Origin of the sequence: Rhodococcus sp. IEGM 1330 (assembly GCF_033142445.1) — a bacterium.
Taxonomy (GTDB): Bacteria; Actinomycetota; Actinomycetes; order Mycobacteriales; family Mycobacteriaceae; genus Rhodococcoides.
Genome location: NZ_JAWLSB010000003.1, coordinates 172427 through 187877, shown reverse-complemented (window position 1 = coordinate 187877; position 15451 = coordinate 172427). Strand labels below are relative to the sequence as shown.

The 15451-nt window shown below is 63.9% G+C and carries 17 protein-coding genes and 4 tRNA genes; 5 read left to right on the top strand and 16 right to left on the bottom strand.

Translation table 11 applies throughout. The features are described from left to right. Window positions 1-6 precede the first annotated feature (6 nt). Together R4P57_RS09065 and R4P57_RS09060 are read left to right on the top strand one after the other, a co-directional pair. Window positions 7-540, top strand: coding sequence for an RNA polymerase sigma factor (locus R4P57_RS09065; RefSeq protein WP_317802509.1), 534 nt, complete (start codon window positions 7-9; stop codon window positions 538-540). Beyond that, window positions 537-1292 carry a hypothetical protein gene (locus tag R4P57_RS09060; protein ID WP_317802508.1) on the top strand — a complete coding sequence of 252 codons (756 nt, stop codon included), beginning with the start codon at window positions 537-539 and terminating at the stop codon, window positions 1290-1292. Before R4P57_RS09065 ends, R4P57_RS09060 begins: the two co-directional genes overlap by 4 nt. Here the strand turns inward: R4P57_RS09060 and R4P57_RS09055 are convergent. The 5 genes from R4P57_RS09055 to R4P57_RS09035 are packed head-to-tail and all read right to left on the bottom strand — an operon-like array spanning window position 1271 to window position 6846. Next, window positions 1271-3517, bottom strand: a complete 2247-nt coding sequence (locus R4P57_RS09055; RefSeq protein WP_317802507.1) for an MMPL family transporter — start codon at window positions 3515-3517, stop codon at window positions 1271-1273. The two genes, R4P57_RS09060 and R4P57_RS09055, sit on opposite strands and share 22 nt — an antisense overlap. Beyond that, window positions 3518-4672, bottom strand: a complete 1155-nt coding sequence (locus R4P57_RS09050) for a hypothetical protein (protein ID WP_317802506.1) — start codon at window positions 4670-4672, stop codon at window positions 3518-3520. Further along, entirely contained in the window at window positions 4669-5409 is a 741-nt protein-coding gene (locus tag R4P57_RS09045; protein WP_317802505.1) for a phosphatidylserine decarboxylase, read from the bottom strand. The genes R4P57_RS09050 and R4P57_RS09045 overlap by 4 nt, the downstream gene beginning before the upstream one ends. Beyond that, the gene (locus tag R4P57_RS09040; RefSeq protein WP_283276976.1) at window positions 5409-5606 is read right to left on the bottom strand and encodes a serine/threonine protein phosphatase; all 198 of its coding nucleotides are present in this window, start codon (window positions 5604-5606) and stop codon (window positions 5409-5411) included. Before R4P57_RS09040 ends, R4P57_RS09045 begins: the two co-directional genes overlap by 1 nt. Before the next feature lies 1 nt (window position 5607). Then, window positions 5608-6846 carry an SDR family oxidoreductase gene (locus tag R4P57_RS09035; RefSeq protein ID WP_317802504.1) on the bottom strand — a complete coding sequence of 413 codons (1239 nt, stop codon included), beginning with the start codon at window positions 6844-6846 and terminating at the stop codon, window positions 5608-5610. 237 nt (window positions 6847-7083) lie between these two features. Here R4P57_RS09035 and R4P57_RS09030 point away from each other — a divergent pair, with 237 nt between their 5' ends. Both R4P57_RS09030 and R4P57_RS09025 read left to right on the top strand, forming a co-directional pair. Further along, window positions 7084-9030, top strand: coding sequence for a CocE/NonD family hydrolase (locus R4P57_RS09030; protein ID WP_317802503.1), 1947 nt, complete (start codon window positions 7084-7086; stop codon window positions 9028-9030). A 10-nt stretch (window positions 9031-9040) separates the two neighbouring features. Beyond that, window positions 9041-9952: an alpha/beta hydrolase gene (locus R4P57_RS09025; protein ID WP_317802502.1), complete on the top strand. Its 912-nt coding sequence runs from the start codon at window positions 9041-9043 to the stop codon at window positions 9950-9952. Between the two features lie 78 nt (window positions 9953-10030). On the opposite strand, the gene rplA is transcribed toward R4P57_RS09025, so the two are convergent. The 11 genes from rplA to R4P57_RS08970 form a co-directional block, all read right to left on the bottom strand. After that, window positions 10031-10750, bottom strand: coding sequence for a 50S ribosomal protein L1 (gene rplA, locus R4P57_RS09020; RefSeq protein WP_027498276.1), 720 nt, complete (start codon window positions 10748-10750; stop codon window positions 10031-10033). 82 nt (window positions 10751-10832) lie between these two features. Next, window positions 10833-11267 carry a 50S ribosomal protein L11 gene (gene rplK / locus R4P57_RS09015; RefSeq protein ID WP_075839252.1) on the bottom strand — a complete coding sequence of 145 codons (435 nt, stop codon included), beginning with the start codon at window positions 11265-11267 and terminating at the stop codon, window positions 10833-10835. Window positions 11268-11331: 64 nt separating this feature from the next. Continuing rightward, window positions 11332-12156 carry a transcription termination/antitermination protein NusG gene (gene nusG / locus R4P57_RS09010; RefSeq protein WP_317802501.1) on the bottom strand — a complete coding sequence of 275 codons (825 nt, stop codon included), beginning with the start codon at window positions 12154-12156 and terminating at the stop codon, window positions 11332-11334. 65 nt (window positions 12157-12221) lie between these two features. Next, window positions 12222-12698, bottom strand: a complete 477-nt coding sequence (gene secE / locus R4P57_RS09005; protein ID WP_317802500.1) for a preprotein translocase subunit SecE — start codon at window positions 12696-12698, stop codon at window positions 12222-12224. 30 nt (window positions 12699-12728) lie between these two features. Further along, window positions 12729-12801 (bottom strand) — tRNA-Trp (locus tag R4P57_RS09000). Window positions 12802-12990: 189 nt separating this feature from the next. Continuing rightward, complete coding sequence (gene hadB, locus R4P57_RS08995; RefSeq protein ID WP_317802499.1) at window positions 12991-13416, bottom strand: (3R)-hydroxyacyl-ACP dehydratase subunit HadB; 426 nt, start codon at window positions 13414-13416, stop codon at window positions 12991-12993. Next, entirely contained in the window at window positions 13403-13915 is a 513-nt protein-coding gene (gene hadA, locus R4P57_RS08990) for a (3R)-hydroxyacyl-ACP dehydratase subunit HadA (protein ID WP_317802794.1), read from the bottom strand. Before hadA ends, hadB begins: the two co-directional genes overlap by 14 nt. Window positions 13916-14053: 138 nt before the next feature. Then, window positions 14054-14221 (bottom strand): 50S ribosomal protein L33, encoded by a 168-nt coding sequence (gene rpmG / locus R4P57_RS08985; protein WP_027498281.1) that lies wholly within the window; start codon window positions 14219-14221, stop codon window positions 14054-14056. A gap of 81 nt (window positions 14222-14302) precedes the next feature. Then, window positions 14303-14375 (bottom strand) — tRNA-Met (locus R4P57_RS08980). Window positions 14376-14437: 62 nt separating this feature from the next. After that, window positions 14438-14510, bottom strand: a tRNA-Thr gene (locus tag R4P57_RS08975). 149 nt (window positions 14511-14659) lie between these two features. After that, window positions 14660-14742 (bottom strand) — tRNA-Tyr (locus tag R4P57_RS08970). A 175-nt stretch (window positions 14743-14917) separates the two neighbouring features. Here R4P57_RS08970 and R4P57_RS08965 point away from each other — a divergent pair. Next, entirely contained in the window at window positions 14918-15418 is a 501-nt protein-coding gene (locus R4P57_RS08965) for a YajQ family cyclic di-GMP-binding protein (RefSeq protein ID WP_008713817.1), read from the top strand. Window positions 15419-15451 lie beyond the last annotated feature (33 nt).

Below are 15451 nucleotides of genomic sequence, written 5' to 3'. Positions count from 1 at the left end.
ACTGTCATGAGTATCGGGAGCGTGATCGAACTGGACTTCGACGTCGCTGCCGCGTACGACGAGCACGCGTCGGCCATGCTCGGGTTCGCCGTCAACGCTCTCCGCGACAGAACTCTGGCCGAGGATTGCGTTCAGGAGACCTTCTTTCGGGCATGGCGAGCGCGGTCCCGATTCGAACCGAGGCGCGGGTCGCTGCGAACGTGGCTGTTCGCCATCGAACGCAACGTGATCGTCGATGTTCAGCGGTCGCTGACGAGGATGCCGATGCCGGCCTCGGACCGGATCGAGGACATCGATCGGGGGTCGGGCGGGGTCACGCGCGACACCAGCCCCGATGTCGACGAGCGGCTCCGCATCATCGCCGCGCTTGCCCTGCTCTCCCCCGAGCATCGGCAGGTCGTCGTCGCAGTGCACTTGGGCGGCAGCACCTACGCGGAGCTGTCGGAATCGACCGGGGTTGCCGTACGCACACTGCGCACCCGAACCTTCTACGCACTGCGAGCCCTACGAGACCACCTCGACGGAAAGGAGGAAACATGAGCGCATCACCCGATCGCCGAGCCGAGTTGATCGCCGCTGCCGTCGGTGACGATCTCGACGACGCCGAAACCTCCGAACTGCGCGAGCTAGCTGCGGCGGATGCCACGATCGACACCGAGATCGCCGAATTGCGCGCGCTGACCGAGACTCTCGGGAGCCGCGGTCCGACCGAGCCCTGGCTCGAACCTCCGACGTCGCCCGACCTACGCGAGCGAATCCTCGTCGCGACGGGCCACTCCCAGCGACAGCAGTTCGGAACACGGCAGTTCGGAACACAGCGCTTGGGAATGCAGCGTTTCGGAATGCAGCGCCGATCAGCAGGACTGGCCGCTGCGGCCGCGATTGTGGGGGTGGTGGTCGGCAGTGGGGTCGTGCTCGGAGTCGACGCCTACCGCCAGCCCACGAATCCACCCACCGCGATCACCGGTCCCCCCGGAACCCTCGGCGCGTACGAGGAGGTCGCGTTCACGACGAGTGCGCCGAGCGTCGACGTAGAAGGAGGTCTGGTTGCCCACACGTGGGGCACCGAGACCGTCCTGGAGATGGATGGCATCTCCGATCGTGGACCGTACGAGGTGGTTCTCGTCGACCGGTCGGGTGTCGAACGCCCGTCCGGCACGTTCCTCGGTAGTGATATCACCATCGAGTGCCGGATGAACGCCGCGGTGCTGCGCCAGGACGTGACCGACATCGAGATCCGCACGTCCGGCGGTGCCGTCCTGGCCCGCGCTCAGCTGCCGACGGCCTCGTAGCGCCCGGAGCCGGTGACGGCTTTCCTTCGGTCCGAGCCGGGCCACCAGTTGCGCTCGCCGAAGAGCTTCATCATCGCCGGCACCATCATCATGCGCACCAGCACCGCGTCGAACAGCACGGCGATCGCGAGAGCGAAGCCGAACTGTTTGAGCTCGAGCACGTCGGCGGTGAGGAAGCTGGCGAACACGGCGACCATGATCGCGGCGGCGGCCGTGATCGGCCTGGCGGTGTGCTCGATGCCGTCGACGACGGCCACGTCGTTGCTCGCTCCCCGCAGGAACACCTCACGAATGCGGCCGATGAGGAACACCTCGTAGTCCATCGACAGGCCGAAGACCACGGCGAACACCGTCACCGGTAGATACACCTGGATGTAGCCCGGGCTCTCGAAGCCGAGAATGCTCGACCCCCAACCCCATTGGAAGACGGCGACGGTCGCACCCAACGCTGCCCCGGTGACCAGCAGGTTCATGGCGACAGCCTTGAGCGGAATCACCACGCTGCGGAAGACGACGGCCAAGTAGAAGAGCGAGAAGGCCAGGACCGCGGCAACGACCCAGGCGAACTTGCCCGAGATCTCGTCGGAGGCGTCGACCACCAGTGCGGTGGTGCCACCCACGGAGACGTTCGTGCCGTCCGTGTCACCGGCGACAAGTGCCTGGGCACGAAGGGATCCGACGAGATCGGCGGCCTCCGTCGAGTCGATCGGCACCGAAGGAACCACGATCAGCAACGACCGCCCGCCCTCCGGCTGAGCCAAGGCATAGGCGACGCGATCGTCGCCGCGCACGGAGTCGGCGAACGCGTTGACGGTGGCCATCTGCTGCGGTCCCAGCGGACTGTCGTCTTCACCCGTGAACACGATGGTGATGGGAGAAATGGTCCCGGGCGCGAACTTCTCGGTCAGGACCGTGTTGGCCCGTCCGGACGGTTCCGCGCTCAGTGCCTCGGCACCGAGATCGACGCCGTACGAGATGGAACCGATGGGAATCAAGCAGACGATGAGGACCGCGGCCGACGCGGCCGTGTAACGCCACGGGCGCTCGATGACGTGCTGCGCCCAGCGCGACCACCACGTGGGTACGGCGGCGTCGTGCTCGTCGACGGAAGGAGGTTGGAATCTGCGCGGCAGTGACCAGGCACCGATGCGCGTTCCCAGTACCGCGAGAATCGCCGGCAGCAGGGTCCACGCGACCACGACGACGGTGGCGATGGTGAGTGCGACGACCAACGAGATGCTGCGTACCGCGGGAACGTCGACGATGGCGAGAGCTCCGAGTGCGATCAACACGACCAGACCGGAGATGACGATGGTGTGCCCGGCAGTGCCCATAGCCGCCCCCACCGCGCGCTCCGTCCGGTCGGGATCTTCCGGGGGTCCGGCTCGCCCGATCTCCTCCCGGAATCGACTGACGATGAAGAGTGCGTAGTCGATTCCCAGACCCAGACCGAACATCGCAGCCACGGTGGTGACGAGAACGTCGAACGTCATCACGTTGGACAACAGCGCGAACATTCCGAACGCCGCCAGCACGCCGATTCCGGTGGAAACCAACGGCACGATGCCCGCGACCACGGACCCCAGCGCCAGAACCAGGACCACGAAGGCGATGGGAAGACCGATGCTTTCGGCCCGCACGGCGTCCTCGGATTCGACGCGGGTGAGATCGACCGTCATCGGGGAATACCCCGTCACCGCCACCTCGACGCCGTCGCCCGACGCCGCGCCGATCATCTCCTGCACGCGTTCGGCAACCGCGATCCGATCGCTGGCCTCTCCGCCGATACCGACGAACGCCAACGCCGATGTCCCGTCCTCGGAGATCGTGGGGACGAAGCCTGCGGTCTCGTAGGGGTCGACGACCCGCAGCACGTCCGGGGACTGCCGCAGCTGACCGACGACCTCCCCCACTCGCTCAGCGAACGCCGGGTCCGATGTGTTCACCGATTCGGAGGTGAACGTGACGACGAGTTGTTCGGAGCCGAACGACTGGAAGTGACGCTCGATCAGGTCGTCGGCCCGGCTCGACTCGGTGCCCGGCACCGAGAAGTTTGCCCCGACCAGCGAATTCTGCAGCGCCGGGTACAGAACCGCCGATCCCACCGCCAGCAGCGTCCAGATCGCCAGCACCACCCAGCGACGACGCGCGACGAGTCGACCCCACCGGTCGCCGATGTTTCCCCTGGCCACCTGCGGGTCGATTCGCGAGATCGTGTCGGTCATCTACGTCAACTCCCGGCTGAAGATGCGGTACGTGCGGTGCGGCGGGAGTTTCGTCCGGGACAGGACCGAGCCCTTCATCCACGGACTGTCGTCGAGCACGGGAGCCGCTTCGACACGAGTGAACCCGAGATCGCGCATGCGCACCGACATCTCCATGATCAGCAAGGAGGACACGGCTCGATCGGGGCAATCGGGATCGACGAACAGCATGTCCACCCGCACGCCGTCGATGACCTCCGTACGACCCGGACGCTTGACGTGCCACAGCGTCAACAGGTCTCGCGCCCAGCGAGACTTCAGGTGCGACGCCTTGGCGGCGGCCTGATTGACGTCCGGGATTCCCATCAGGAAGCCGACGGGCTTGCCGTCGAGTTCGGCCAGCAGGGTGAGCCGGCGGTCGATGACCGGAAGCATCATCTTCAGCAACTCGAACAGTTCCGTGTAGGACAGCGGCGAGAAGCCCCAGAAGTTCACGAACGTCTTGTTGTAGAGGTCCCGCACGATGCGCGCGTCGCGACGCAGCGTCCGGTACTTCATCGACCGAAACGTCACCTCGGATCGCGCCTTGATCTTCTCGAAGATCTGCATGTGCCGCGCGTATTTGGGGTCGTTGTAGATGATGCACGGGTCGTCGAAGAGGTAGCTGTAGAAGTCCTTGACCGCCATCAGACCCCACTTCTCGAAGTGGGCCGCGTAGTAGAGCGGATTGTGCGGCATCCCCACCAGCGGCAGTGCCGGGATCTCGTCGACGACGATGCCTGCGCTGTAGAACATCGACGGCCCGAACGGCCCGGATACAGTCGCGAGCCCACGCGCCGAAAGCCACTGCGCCGCAGCGTCGAGCAGCGCCTTCGCGACGTCGTGATCGTCGACGGCCTCGTAGAAGCCGAAGAAGCCGATCGACTCCCCCGTGTACTCGGTGAACGACAGAGCGTGGATGGCCACGACCCGACCGACGGCAATTCCGTTCTCGCGCGCCAGGAATGCTTTCGTGATGCGGGTGGCGGCGACCGAGGACGGCGGTGCGATGAGGACTCGACGCAGGTCCATCGATTCGTCGGGAAGGCGGTACGGATCGCCCTGGTAGACCAGGTCCGAGACGGCCTCGAATTCGCGCCAGCCGGCTTTGCCGTCGACCTCTTCGATCGTGATCATCGTTCCTCTTCGCTCTGTTGACTGCCGTCGACGAGGATCGGCGAACGGGCCACCGTCGTCTCCCCGGCGAACACGTAATTGCCTGGCCGGACGGTGATCTCGTCGACGAGTGCGTCCGGCACGAACACGTCGCACTGAGAACCGAAGCGGATCATTCCGTACTGTTCGCCGCGTTCGACGGTGTCACCGACGGCGACGTGCGCGACGATGCGGTCGACCCAGAGATCGGCAATCTGCGTCACCGTGACAACGGCACCGGACTCGTGCTCGATCGAGATGGTGAGCCGCTCGTTGGTGAGCAGATAGTCGCAGCCCTCGTCGTAGGGAGTGCGTCGGGTCAACAGGTTCGCGCCGACCCTGGCCATCGACTTGTTGAACGGTGCGGCGGACCGGTGGCGACGCATACCGACGGTGCCCGACACCGGAATTCGATTGCGGTGCACCGAGTATTCGGACATGTAGATGCCGATCAGGTAACCACTGTCGGTCGAGCTGACTCCTGCGATCTCGTCGAGGACGATCGTCCGCCCCTTCTTGACGGCGAACGCGGTACTGCCCGCCTCCACGCGTTTGACGTACGTGACGAACCCGTCGGCCGGGGCGAGCACCGCCCGCGGATCGGCAGGCGGTACTCGGTGCGGATCGCGGAAGAAGAACCGAGTCCGCCAGTACACGAACAACGCGAACGGAGCTGCCAGCACCGCACCGAGGCCGACTGCCCACCGAACCCACGACATCAGCTGTGCCGCTGTTCGTCGACGCTCTCCGACCAGGTCACGAAGGCATCGGCTGCCCGATTCCGCAGCGAGCCGGGCAGCAGCCCGATCAGCCCGCACACCACGTAGAAGCCCAGCGAGAGAACGCCGTTGGTCACCTCGCGGCCGATGGGTACGTCCCGTAGGCGCACCGAGGTGGGCTCGAATCCGTCCGCCACGTCAGTTGACGGCGGCGGGGGTGAGCGTCTTGAGCTGTGCCTTGTCGAAGTAGAGCTCGAAGAGTCGGCGGTGATCGCACCAGGAGATGTCGTGGTCGACGGGCAGTATCGCCTCGGGCTTGTGCACCAGACGCATGAGCTGATCGATGTTGTCGGCCAGCATCGTCTCGGCGAATCGAGGAGAGATGCGCGCACTGACGCGCTCCTTGAATTCCTCCCAGCTCACCAGATCGAGCCCGAGGAGGTCGGCGTAGAGATCGTGACCGTAGCCGGTGGGATTGCTCGGCAGGAGCCTCGTCAGAGGATGGCTGCGCAACGCGTTGCTCGCCATGACGTCGCACATCACGTCGACCGGGACGTAGTTCATTCCCGGACCGTCCCAGATGGCACCGGCAGCTATAGCCAGTTCGATGATGCGCCAGAAGCTGTAGACCCGTCCCGGATCGCGGCCGAGGTCGGTGCTGCCCAGGATGTAGGGAGCCTCGCACAGGGTGACCGAGTAGGTGTCCGACATCGACAGCCATCCGAGCAGCGTCGCGTTGACCCACTTCATCTGCGCGTACCCGGAGTACCACCACGAATCGGGACGACGGAAGTCTTCGGGCTTCTGATAGAGGTGGGCACCGATACTGCCCACGTACGTCAGGTGCTTGTGCGTTGAGGTGATGCTGAATTCGAGGATGCGCAGCACGCTGACGAACCAGTCGTCGCGCAGCTCGGCGTAGCTCTCGGTGTAGTCGGTGGAACTGGCGCAGTTGAAGATCTGCCCCACTCCGGCAGCCAGGTCGTAGTAGGCGGCCTTGTCGAGACCGAACCGGAACTTCGTCGGCGTGCCCTCGACGATGCGGATCTTGTCGGCATCCACCGCGATCTCGTACTGATCGAAGGTGCGCTGCAGACGCTCGAGAGCCGTTTCCTCCTCGGTGGAACGAACCATCGCGTAGACGACCTCGACGGCGGAATCACGAGTGAGACGGCCGATCAGGTGAGCACCGAGAAATCCGTTGGCCCCTAACACGAGCGCAGTGTCGGTGCGCGGTGCTGCCATGTCTGCCACGCGGCGGCGTGTGTCCTCGTCGATGAACGGACGCAGCGCCGTCGGATCACCGTTGCTCAGCGCGACGACGTCCGCATACTTCCCGGCAAAGCGAAGCCCCGGGCATTCGCTGGTGATCAGTGCATCTGCGTGCGGCCAGATCGGACGCAATGATCCGTCTCCGAACAGTGCTTCTACGTGCATTTGCGCTCCCCTGCAACGGTCGGTGTCCCACATCACTCGGACGGGCAGACGTTAGCAATGACGCGGGCCCATAACCGGTCGACCAGAAAAGTCTGGGAACCCCCACAGCGGCGCTCAACCGGCGTTGAGAGTGTTCCCAATCGAAGTAGGCAAATCGCCCCGTGCCGGTAGGTGCAATCACCAGTGATTTCCGTTCCACGAGACAAACGAGGCCCTTCGACGGTCTAATCGTTTCTCATGACGGCAGTACACCCACACCCCCTTCTGCAACCCGTACGCGATCCGAGCGGCGGCGACGCAGCGGCGGCATGGGCGACCATCGTGCGCGAGCAACCGCACTACCCGCGGGTGTCCGTCACGGCGAACGTGCGCATTCCGATGAGCGACGGAACTGCATTGCGCGCATACGTCTTTCGCCCCGCGGACGCGTCGGGACGCGCGGTGGAGGGCACGTTTCCCACCGTCCTGAACCTCACGCCGTACAACAAGCTGCTGATCAAGGGCATCGACACCGTCCTCGAGACCCCGGTCCTCGGCCGTGCGATCAGAGCGCTCTCGTCCGCGTTCGACCTGACCGGAACCAGATTCGACGGCATCACCGAGATCACCCGAGTGGTGGCGGGCGGGGCGGCCGACCTGCTCTCGGTCAACCGTCATCTCGTGCGCAGCGGGTACGTGCAGATGATCGTCGACGTCCGCGGCACCGGCAGTTCCTCGGGCACCTGGGACGTGCTGGGCCCCCGAGAACAGCTCGACTCGCTCGAGGTGATCGAGTGGGCCCGACGCAGGCAGTGGTGCAACGGCAGGATCGGGATGGCCGGAATCTCGTACTCCGCCATCAACGCCCTGCAGGCCGCAGCCAAGCAGCCTGCCGGCCTCGACGCGGTGTTCGCGGTCGAAGGGTCGGTGGACATCGTGCGCGAGATCTTCGCCACCGGAGGTGCCACCTCGGCGTTCATTCCGCTGTGGCTCGCGGCCGTCAACGGGCTCAAATGGGCGCCTGCGGTCGGCGGAATCGACACGCTCGCCTGGCTCCGCGATCGCGCTCGATCCCCGGCGACAAATCTGCTCGATCTGGCCAAAGGCTTTGTCACAGGTAGAGATCCGCGAATCTACGACAACGAGTACTACGACACCATCGATGCCGTCATCGAAGACATCTCGGCACCGACATTTCTGTACGGCTGCTGGCACGACATCTTCGGCGGCTCCGCACCGGACATCTACAATCGGCTCGCTCTCGAACGCGGATTCAAGCAGCTGCTCGTCGGCGACGGATACCACGGCAACCCGGGAATCGGCTTCGGCGAACCGGGCTTCCCGCCTCGCCTGGACGTGCTCGAACGGGCCTGGTTCGACAAGTGGCTGCGCGACGTGGACAACGGAATCGAGAACTACGGTCCCGTCACCCTGCGTCAGCAGGGTGGCAATTGGACTGCGCACGGGCGCTTTCCAGCTCCCATGGCGCAGCCCCGCAGGCTCTACCTGTCGGCAGCGGTATCGGGCACCGCGCCCCATGCCGTCGCCGACGGCAGTCTCACCGGCGAACCGGCCGAGAAGTCCGACGCCCTGACGGTTCGCCCGTCGCTGCGAGCCGTCGTATCTCGCGACACCACACAGGTTCTCGCCGGCGTGACGGCAGTCCTGGGCGGCGGCTTCACCTACGACAATCGATTCGCCGAGGGCGCCGCAGTCACCTTCACCACTGCGCCCGCCGAGTCGGACACCGTGCTGTCCGGCCCCATGAACCTGCATCTGCGCGTCGTCTGCCATGCGCCGGAAGCATTGTGGGCCATCATGATCTGCGATGTCGCTCCGGACGGGCGATCCACTGTGCTCAGCAACGGGGCACTGCTCGCCTCACGCCGAGCCGTCGACGACGAGCGATCACTGTTCGCCCCCAACGGCGATTACACCCGTCCGTACCATCCACTCACCGAGGCAGCGCTGCTCCCGGTGCCCGTGGGGGAACCCATCGCTCTCGACATCGACATCCTCACCACCGAGGCAGTCATCGCATCCGGCCACAGCCTGCGCGTGAGCGTATTCGCCACCGACACACCGCGGTTCATCCCGATCCTGCCGGATCTGGTGCGTACGCGTCTGCGTAGGCAGGACATCGACATCGACCCGCAGAACCCGAGTTACCTGGTGGTTCCGGTACTCGGTGAGCCCGGCTGGTAGGAACGAGAACATGAGAATCGAACAAGGTGTCGCGCCGACGAACTCCGTCGAGATCGCGTACGAGGACATGGGATCGATCGACGATCCCGCAGTGTTGCTCATCATGGGCCTGTCCGCGCAATTGACGTTGTGGCCCATGGACTTCTGCACCCGCCTCGTCGACGCCGGCTACCGGGTGATCCGGATCGACAATCGCGATATCGGGTTGTCCACCAAGATGACCGGGCAGAGAGTGCGAGGTTCCCAGATTCTTCGCCTGATCCGGCACGAGTTCGGGATGTCCTCGGACGTGCCGTACACGATCACGGACATGGCGGCCGACGCCGTCGGCGTGCTCGACCATCTCGACGTCGACTCGGTGCACGTCGTCGGTGCCTCCATGGGCGGAATGATCACCCAGGTCTTCGCCGGACGCTATCCCGAACGAACGAAGTCGGTCGGCATCCTCTTCTCGAGCACCAACGAGCCGTTTCTGCCGCCGCCCGACCCACGCGCGCTGCTGCCACTTATCGGCGGCGTCGGGAAGGACGCCACCAGGGACGAGATCATCGCGCACTCGGCCAAGACGCTCGCCGCGATCGGTTCCCCCGGTTACCGAACACCGATCGAAGCGCAACTGGAGATCGCGCAGGTGATGTACGAGCGGAACTACAACCCGTCCGGTGTCGTCCGGCAGATGGCTGCGATCACCGGCACCGGCAGTCTGCGGCCCTACGCGAAGAAGATCACCGCACCCACCACGGTCATCCACGGCACCGCCGACAAACTGGTGCGGCCGTCGTGCGGGAAGGCCATCGCCCGCGCCGTCCCCGACGCCGAGCTGACTCTGATCGACGGTATGGCCCACGACCTGCCCGCCGCACTGCTCGACCGCATCGCCGGCATCATCCTGGCGAACTTCGCGCGGGCGCGGGCTGCGTAGGCGACACGGACCCCGTCACGCAACGAAGGCCGGCACCCGATGTTTCGGTGCCGGCCTTCGCAGTGGTGCTGAGCTGATTTACGCGTTCGCGTCGTCCTCGAGGAGGTTGCGCGTGCGGTTCGGATCGACCTGGACGCCGGGTCCGGTGGTGGTCGAGACGGTGACCTTCTTGACGTAACGGCCCTTGGCCGACGAAGGCTTCGCACGCAGGATCTCGTCCAGCGCTGCGCCGTAGTTCTCCACCAGCTTGGTCTCGTCGAACGAGGCCTTGCCGATGACGAAGTGCAGGTTGGCCTGCTTGTCGACGCGGAAGTTGATCTTGCCGCCCTTGATGTCGTTGACGGCCTTGGTCACATCGTTGGTGACCGTGCCCGTCTTCGGGTTCGGCATCAGGCCACGCGGTCCGAGGACACGGGCGATACGGCCGACCTTGGCCATCTGATCCGGGGTGGCGATCGCTGCGTCGAAGTCCAGGAATCCGCCCTGGATACGCTCGATCAGATCTTCTGCACCGACGACGTCGGCTCCTGCTGCCTCGGCCTCTGCAGCCTTCTCACCAGCGGCGAAAACAATAACCCGAGCGGTCTTGCCGGTGCCGTGGGGAAGGTTGACGGTGCCGCGCACCATCTGATCGGCCTTGCGAGGGTCGACGCCGAGACGCACTGCGACCTCGACGGTGGGGTCGAACTTGCTCGACGCGGTCTCCTTGGCCAGCTTCGCGGCTTCGAGAGGCGAGTAGAGGTTGTCCTGGTCGATCTTTGCGGCCTGCTCGAGGTAGGCCTTGCTGCGCTTTGCCATGTCTTACTGTCCTTCGTTCGAGTTCAGTGTGGTTGACGAGCCTGGCCGGCTCTCCCACGTGTGATGCTTGAGGGGCTGAGAATCAGCCTTCGACCGTGATGCCCATCGAGCGAGCAGTGCCGGCGATGATCTTCGCGGCCTGATCGATGTCGTTGGCGTTGAGGTCTTCGGCCTTGGTCTTGGCGATCTCGCGCACCTGATCCATGGTCACCTTGGCGACCTTGGTCTTGTGCGGCTCGCCGGAGCCCTTCGCCACGCCTGCGGCCTTGAGCAGCAGCTTGGCAGCGGGAGGAGTCTTCAGCTTGAAGTCGAACGTGCGGTCTTCGTAGACCGAGATCTCGACCGGCACGACGTTGCCGCGCTGCGACTCGGTCGCGGCGTTGTAGGCCTTGCAGAACTCCATGATGTTGACGCCGTGCTGGCCCAGTGCGGGGCCGACGGGCGGTGCCGGGTTGGCGGCTCCGGCCTGGATCTGAAGCTTGATGATCCCGGCTAGCTTCTTCTTCTTCGGGGGCATTTCTTTTTCCTTGTATTCGCTCGGGTTTCTTGCGGTTGCTACTGCAAGTCTGTGTGGTCGGCTTCTAGATCTTGGAGACCTGGGTGAAGCCGAGCTCGACCGGTGTTTCACGGCCGAAGATCGATACCAGCACCTTGAGCTTCTGCTGCTCTGCGTTGACCTCGCTGATGCTGGCGGGGAGGGTGGCGAACGGGCCGTCCATGACGGTGACCGACTCGCCGACCTCGAAGTCGACCTCGATGGTCGGCTTCGACGTGGTGTCGCCGCCCTGGTCGGCTGCGCCTGCGGTCGCTTTCGCGTCCTTCTTGGCACCTTCCTGCGGCATGAGGAACTTGACGACCTCGTTGATGGTCAACGGTGACGGCCGCGAGGTGGCACCGACGAAGCCGGTGACGCCGGGGGTGTTGCGGACAGCTCCCCAGGACTCGTCGTTGAGTTCCATGCGGACGAGGATGTAGCCGGGCAGAACCTTGCGGTTGACCTGCTTGCGCTGGCCGTTCTTGATCTCGGTGACCTCTTCGGTGGGAACCTCCACCTGGAAGATGTAGTCACCGACGTCGAGGTTCTGCACGCGGGTCTCGAGGTTTGCCTTGACCTTGTTCTCGTATCCGGCGTACGAGTGGATGACGTACCAGTCACCGGGAGCGCGGCGCAGAGCCGCCTTCATCTCGGCGACGGGATCCTCGGGCTCGGCTGTCACATCTACGTCGGCAGTCTCGCCGTCTTCGGCGGGGACGTCCTCACCGGCGGCAGCGGCAACGTCGGCCTTGATGGCTTCGTCGGTCTCGCGGTCCTGAGCGGCCTGCTCCGCTTCGAGGCCCTGCTTGGTCGCCTCGACATCGGCGTCGAATGCGGCCACTTCGGTGGCGTCGTTGTGCGGCGTGCTCACGTCAGCACCCTTTCTCTAGTTTCCTGCTCGGTTCGATCGTCGATAAGTCACGCAGCTGCGATCGGTCAGCCGAACAGCCAGCCGACGCCCTGAATGAAGAGCACGTCGAGGCCACTGATGTACGCGACCATGAACGTCAGGAAGACGAGCACGACGGTGGTGTAGGTGACCATCTGCTTCTTGTTCGGCCAGATGACCTTGCGAAGCTCGGCGACGACCTCACGGAAGAACTGCAACAGACGCAGGAACACGTTCGGCCGCTTGTCGGCTTTGACGTTGCCCGATCGGGTCCTACCGGTCTTGGCCTTCGCGGGCGCGGTGGATGCGGCCGGAGCCTTGGACATCGACACGCCCGCAGCACTACCGCGGGACCTGCTGGTCGATCGCTTACCGGTGGGAACCACGGCGTCTGCAGCGGATTCACCGGCAGTGGTGTCAGCATCGGAAGGACGGCCCTCGGAGCCAGGTGCGACGTCGCCTGAAGCCGAAGAGTTCTCGAACTCCTCCGATCGACCGTCGCGCTTACCGCGCTCCTCGCTCACGTCGTTCCTCTCAGTTGCTGACACCTTGGGCAGGGGCGACAGGACTTGAACCTGCAACCTACGGTTTTGGAGACCGTTGCTCTACCAATTGAGCTACGCCCCTTCGGCCGAAACTTCTCGGCCGCTCTGGTGTCCATCCGGCTCATACACACGGCCCACACAACCTCGGGAAGAGGACGCGGGCAGCGCAGAGCGCCGAATTACCCCAGAAATCTCAGTGTACTGCACACCCTTCGGAACAGATAAATCCCGTCGTCCCGGCCGTGAACGACCTCGACCGGATCGACCATGCTCAGGCCAAGCGCACCGTTGCGGTGGCTCGCCCGAAAATCTTCTTGCCGGCGGACTTCGCGACGATGGCGACAGTCGCGGTTCGCTCATCGGCGTCCATAGACTTGATCTTGCCGGCGAACTCCACCGACGCCGGGGAGTCGGCCGGGACGAAGACCGCACTGGTGAAGCGCACGTTGTACTCGGTGACCGCACCCGGGTCGCCGAGCCACGAGGTGACGAAGCCGGCACCGAGGCCCATCGTGAGCATTCCGTGAGCGATGACGTCGTCCAATCCGGCCAGCTCGACGACTTCGTCGCTCCAGTGGATCGGGTTGGGATCGCCGGACACGCCTGCGTAGTTCACCAGGTCGCCTCGGGTCAGGGACACGATTCGCTCAGGCAGCTCCTCGCCGACCGATACGTCGTCGAATTCACGAAGCGCCATGCCGGATCACTTCCTTCACCGCATGGGCGATGTTCTCGTCGATCTCCCCGCCGGTACGCGCCACAATGGTCGTCCAGGTGGTTTGAACGAGGTCGCCGTTCTGATCGGTGATGATGTTCTTGGTGGTCATGATGTCGCTGCCGCTCATCTGCCGGAACGACTCTAGATACACGTCGCAGAAGATTCGATCGCCGACCTGGATCGGGCGATGAAATTCCAGTCTTTGATCGGTCTGGAGAATCTGACTCGGGTCGTATCCCGTGATGAACTCTTGCAACATCCGGGTCTGCGACATGATTCCGAGCAGGGAAATGAAGGTCAAGGGCGCGAGGAGACCGTCGTAACCGAGGCCCTTCGCTGCGTCCTCGTCGTGATGCGCGGGATGAAAATCTTGGACGGCACGCGCATATTCACGAACCTTCTCACGGCCGACCTCGTAGAAGTCGTCGACGCGAAAATGAGAACCGACCATGGACGCCGCGTGTGCGGACGCATCCATGGCCGGAACGTCGTGTGGAGCTTGTGACACTGTGGAGACCTTTTCTACCCTGGACGCAAGAACCGTTAGGGAAGAAAATGCGACCTAACGCCGGGCGCCGATGAGAGATCGGAACTGCGAACCAGCGAGCCGTGCGGACTAGCGAGATTCGCGGTGAGCCCGATGCGTGCCGCAGTTGGAGCAGAACTTCTTCAGCTCGATGCGGTCGGGATCGTTCCGACGGTTCTTCTTGGTGATGTAGTTGCGGTGCTTGCAAACCTCGCAGGCCAAGGTGATCTTGGGCCGCACATCGGTGGAGGAGGCCACTGGACGCCTACTTTCGGGTAAATCTGATCAGGGTCAATCAGGACTGTTCATGGGTGCTACGGGTCGTGCTTGCCTACTGTGTAGCGGTGACCGGACTTGAACCGGCGACGCAACGATTATGAGTCGTTTGCTCTACCAACTGAGCTACACCGCCTCAGGTGCTCATCGTCCACCATCCCACGTGGGGAAGGCGACGTCGAGCCATCCAATCCAGCGAGCCCCCTAACGGAATCGAACCGTTGACCTTTTCCTTACCATGGAAACGCTCTACCGACTGAGCTAAGGGGGCGAACAACGACGCATGTTGCCGTGCGCTGAAGCCTTCAAGAGGTTACACATTCGGAGCGCCGACTACCAAATTGCGTGGTCAGCGAGCCGTTCATGTCCCTCTTCACATGGAAACCCCAGCGAGAAAAATCCTCGCCGGGGTTCCAGGTGTGGCAGATGTAGGATTCGAACCTACGTAGGCATAAGCCGACGGATTTACAGTCCGCTCCCATTGGCCGCTCGGGCAATCTGCCGTGATGCGATCGAAGCCCGTACTGCTCTTCGGCGCGGTGAGAAGAATACAACGAACGTCCCCCCGGAACGCAAACCGGGTGGATACGGTCGGTGGCGGGCCGATAAAGTCCCTGCGGGATGTGGACCGAAACCACCGCCAAATCAAATTTTCGATTCGACTGGAGAGTGTGAGAAGTGGCTGATTCGTCCTTCGACGTAGTGAGCAAGGTCGACCGACAGGAAGTGGACAACGCTGTCGGACAGGCCGCGAAGGAGCTGGCGACCCGCTTCGACTTCCGTGGATCCGACACCAGCATCGAATGGTCCGGCAGCGGCGAGTCCGAGACCATCGTCATCACCTCCGAATCCGAGGAGAAGGTCAAGGCCGCTCTCGATGTGTTCAAGGAGAAGCTGATCCGACGGGACGTCTCCCTCAAGGCCTTCGAGACCAACGATCCGGCCGCGTCCGGCAAGGTCTACAAGGTCACCGGCAAGCTCGTGCAGGGCATCACGACCGAGAACGCCAAGAAGATCTCCAAGAAGATCCGCGACGACGGCCCCAAGGGCGTCAAGGCACAGATTCAGGGCGACGAACTGCGCGTGAGCAGCAAGAAGCGTGACGATCTGCAAGCCATCCAGCAGCTGCTCAAGAACGAGGACTTCGGCATCGCACTGCAGTTCGTCAATTACCGCTAGAGCGGCTTCGCCGCACGTGCATGGAACTTCGTA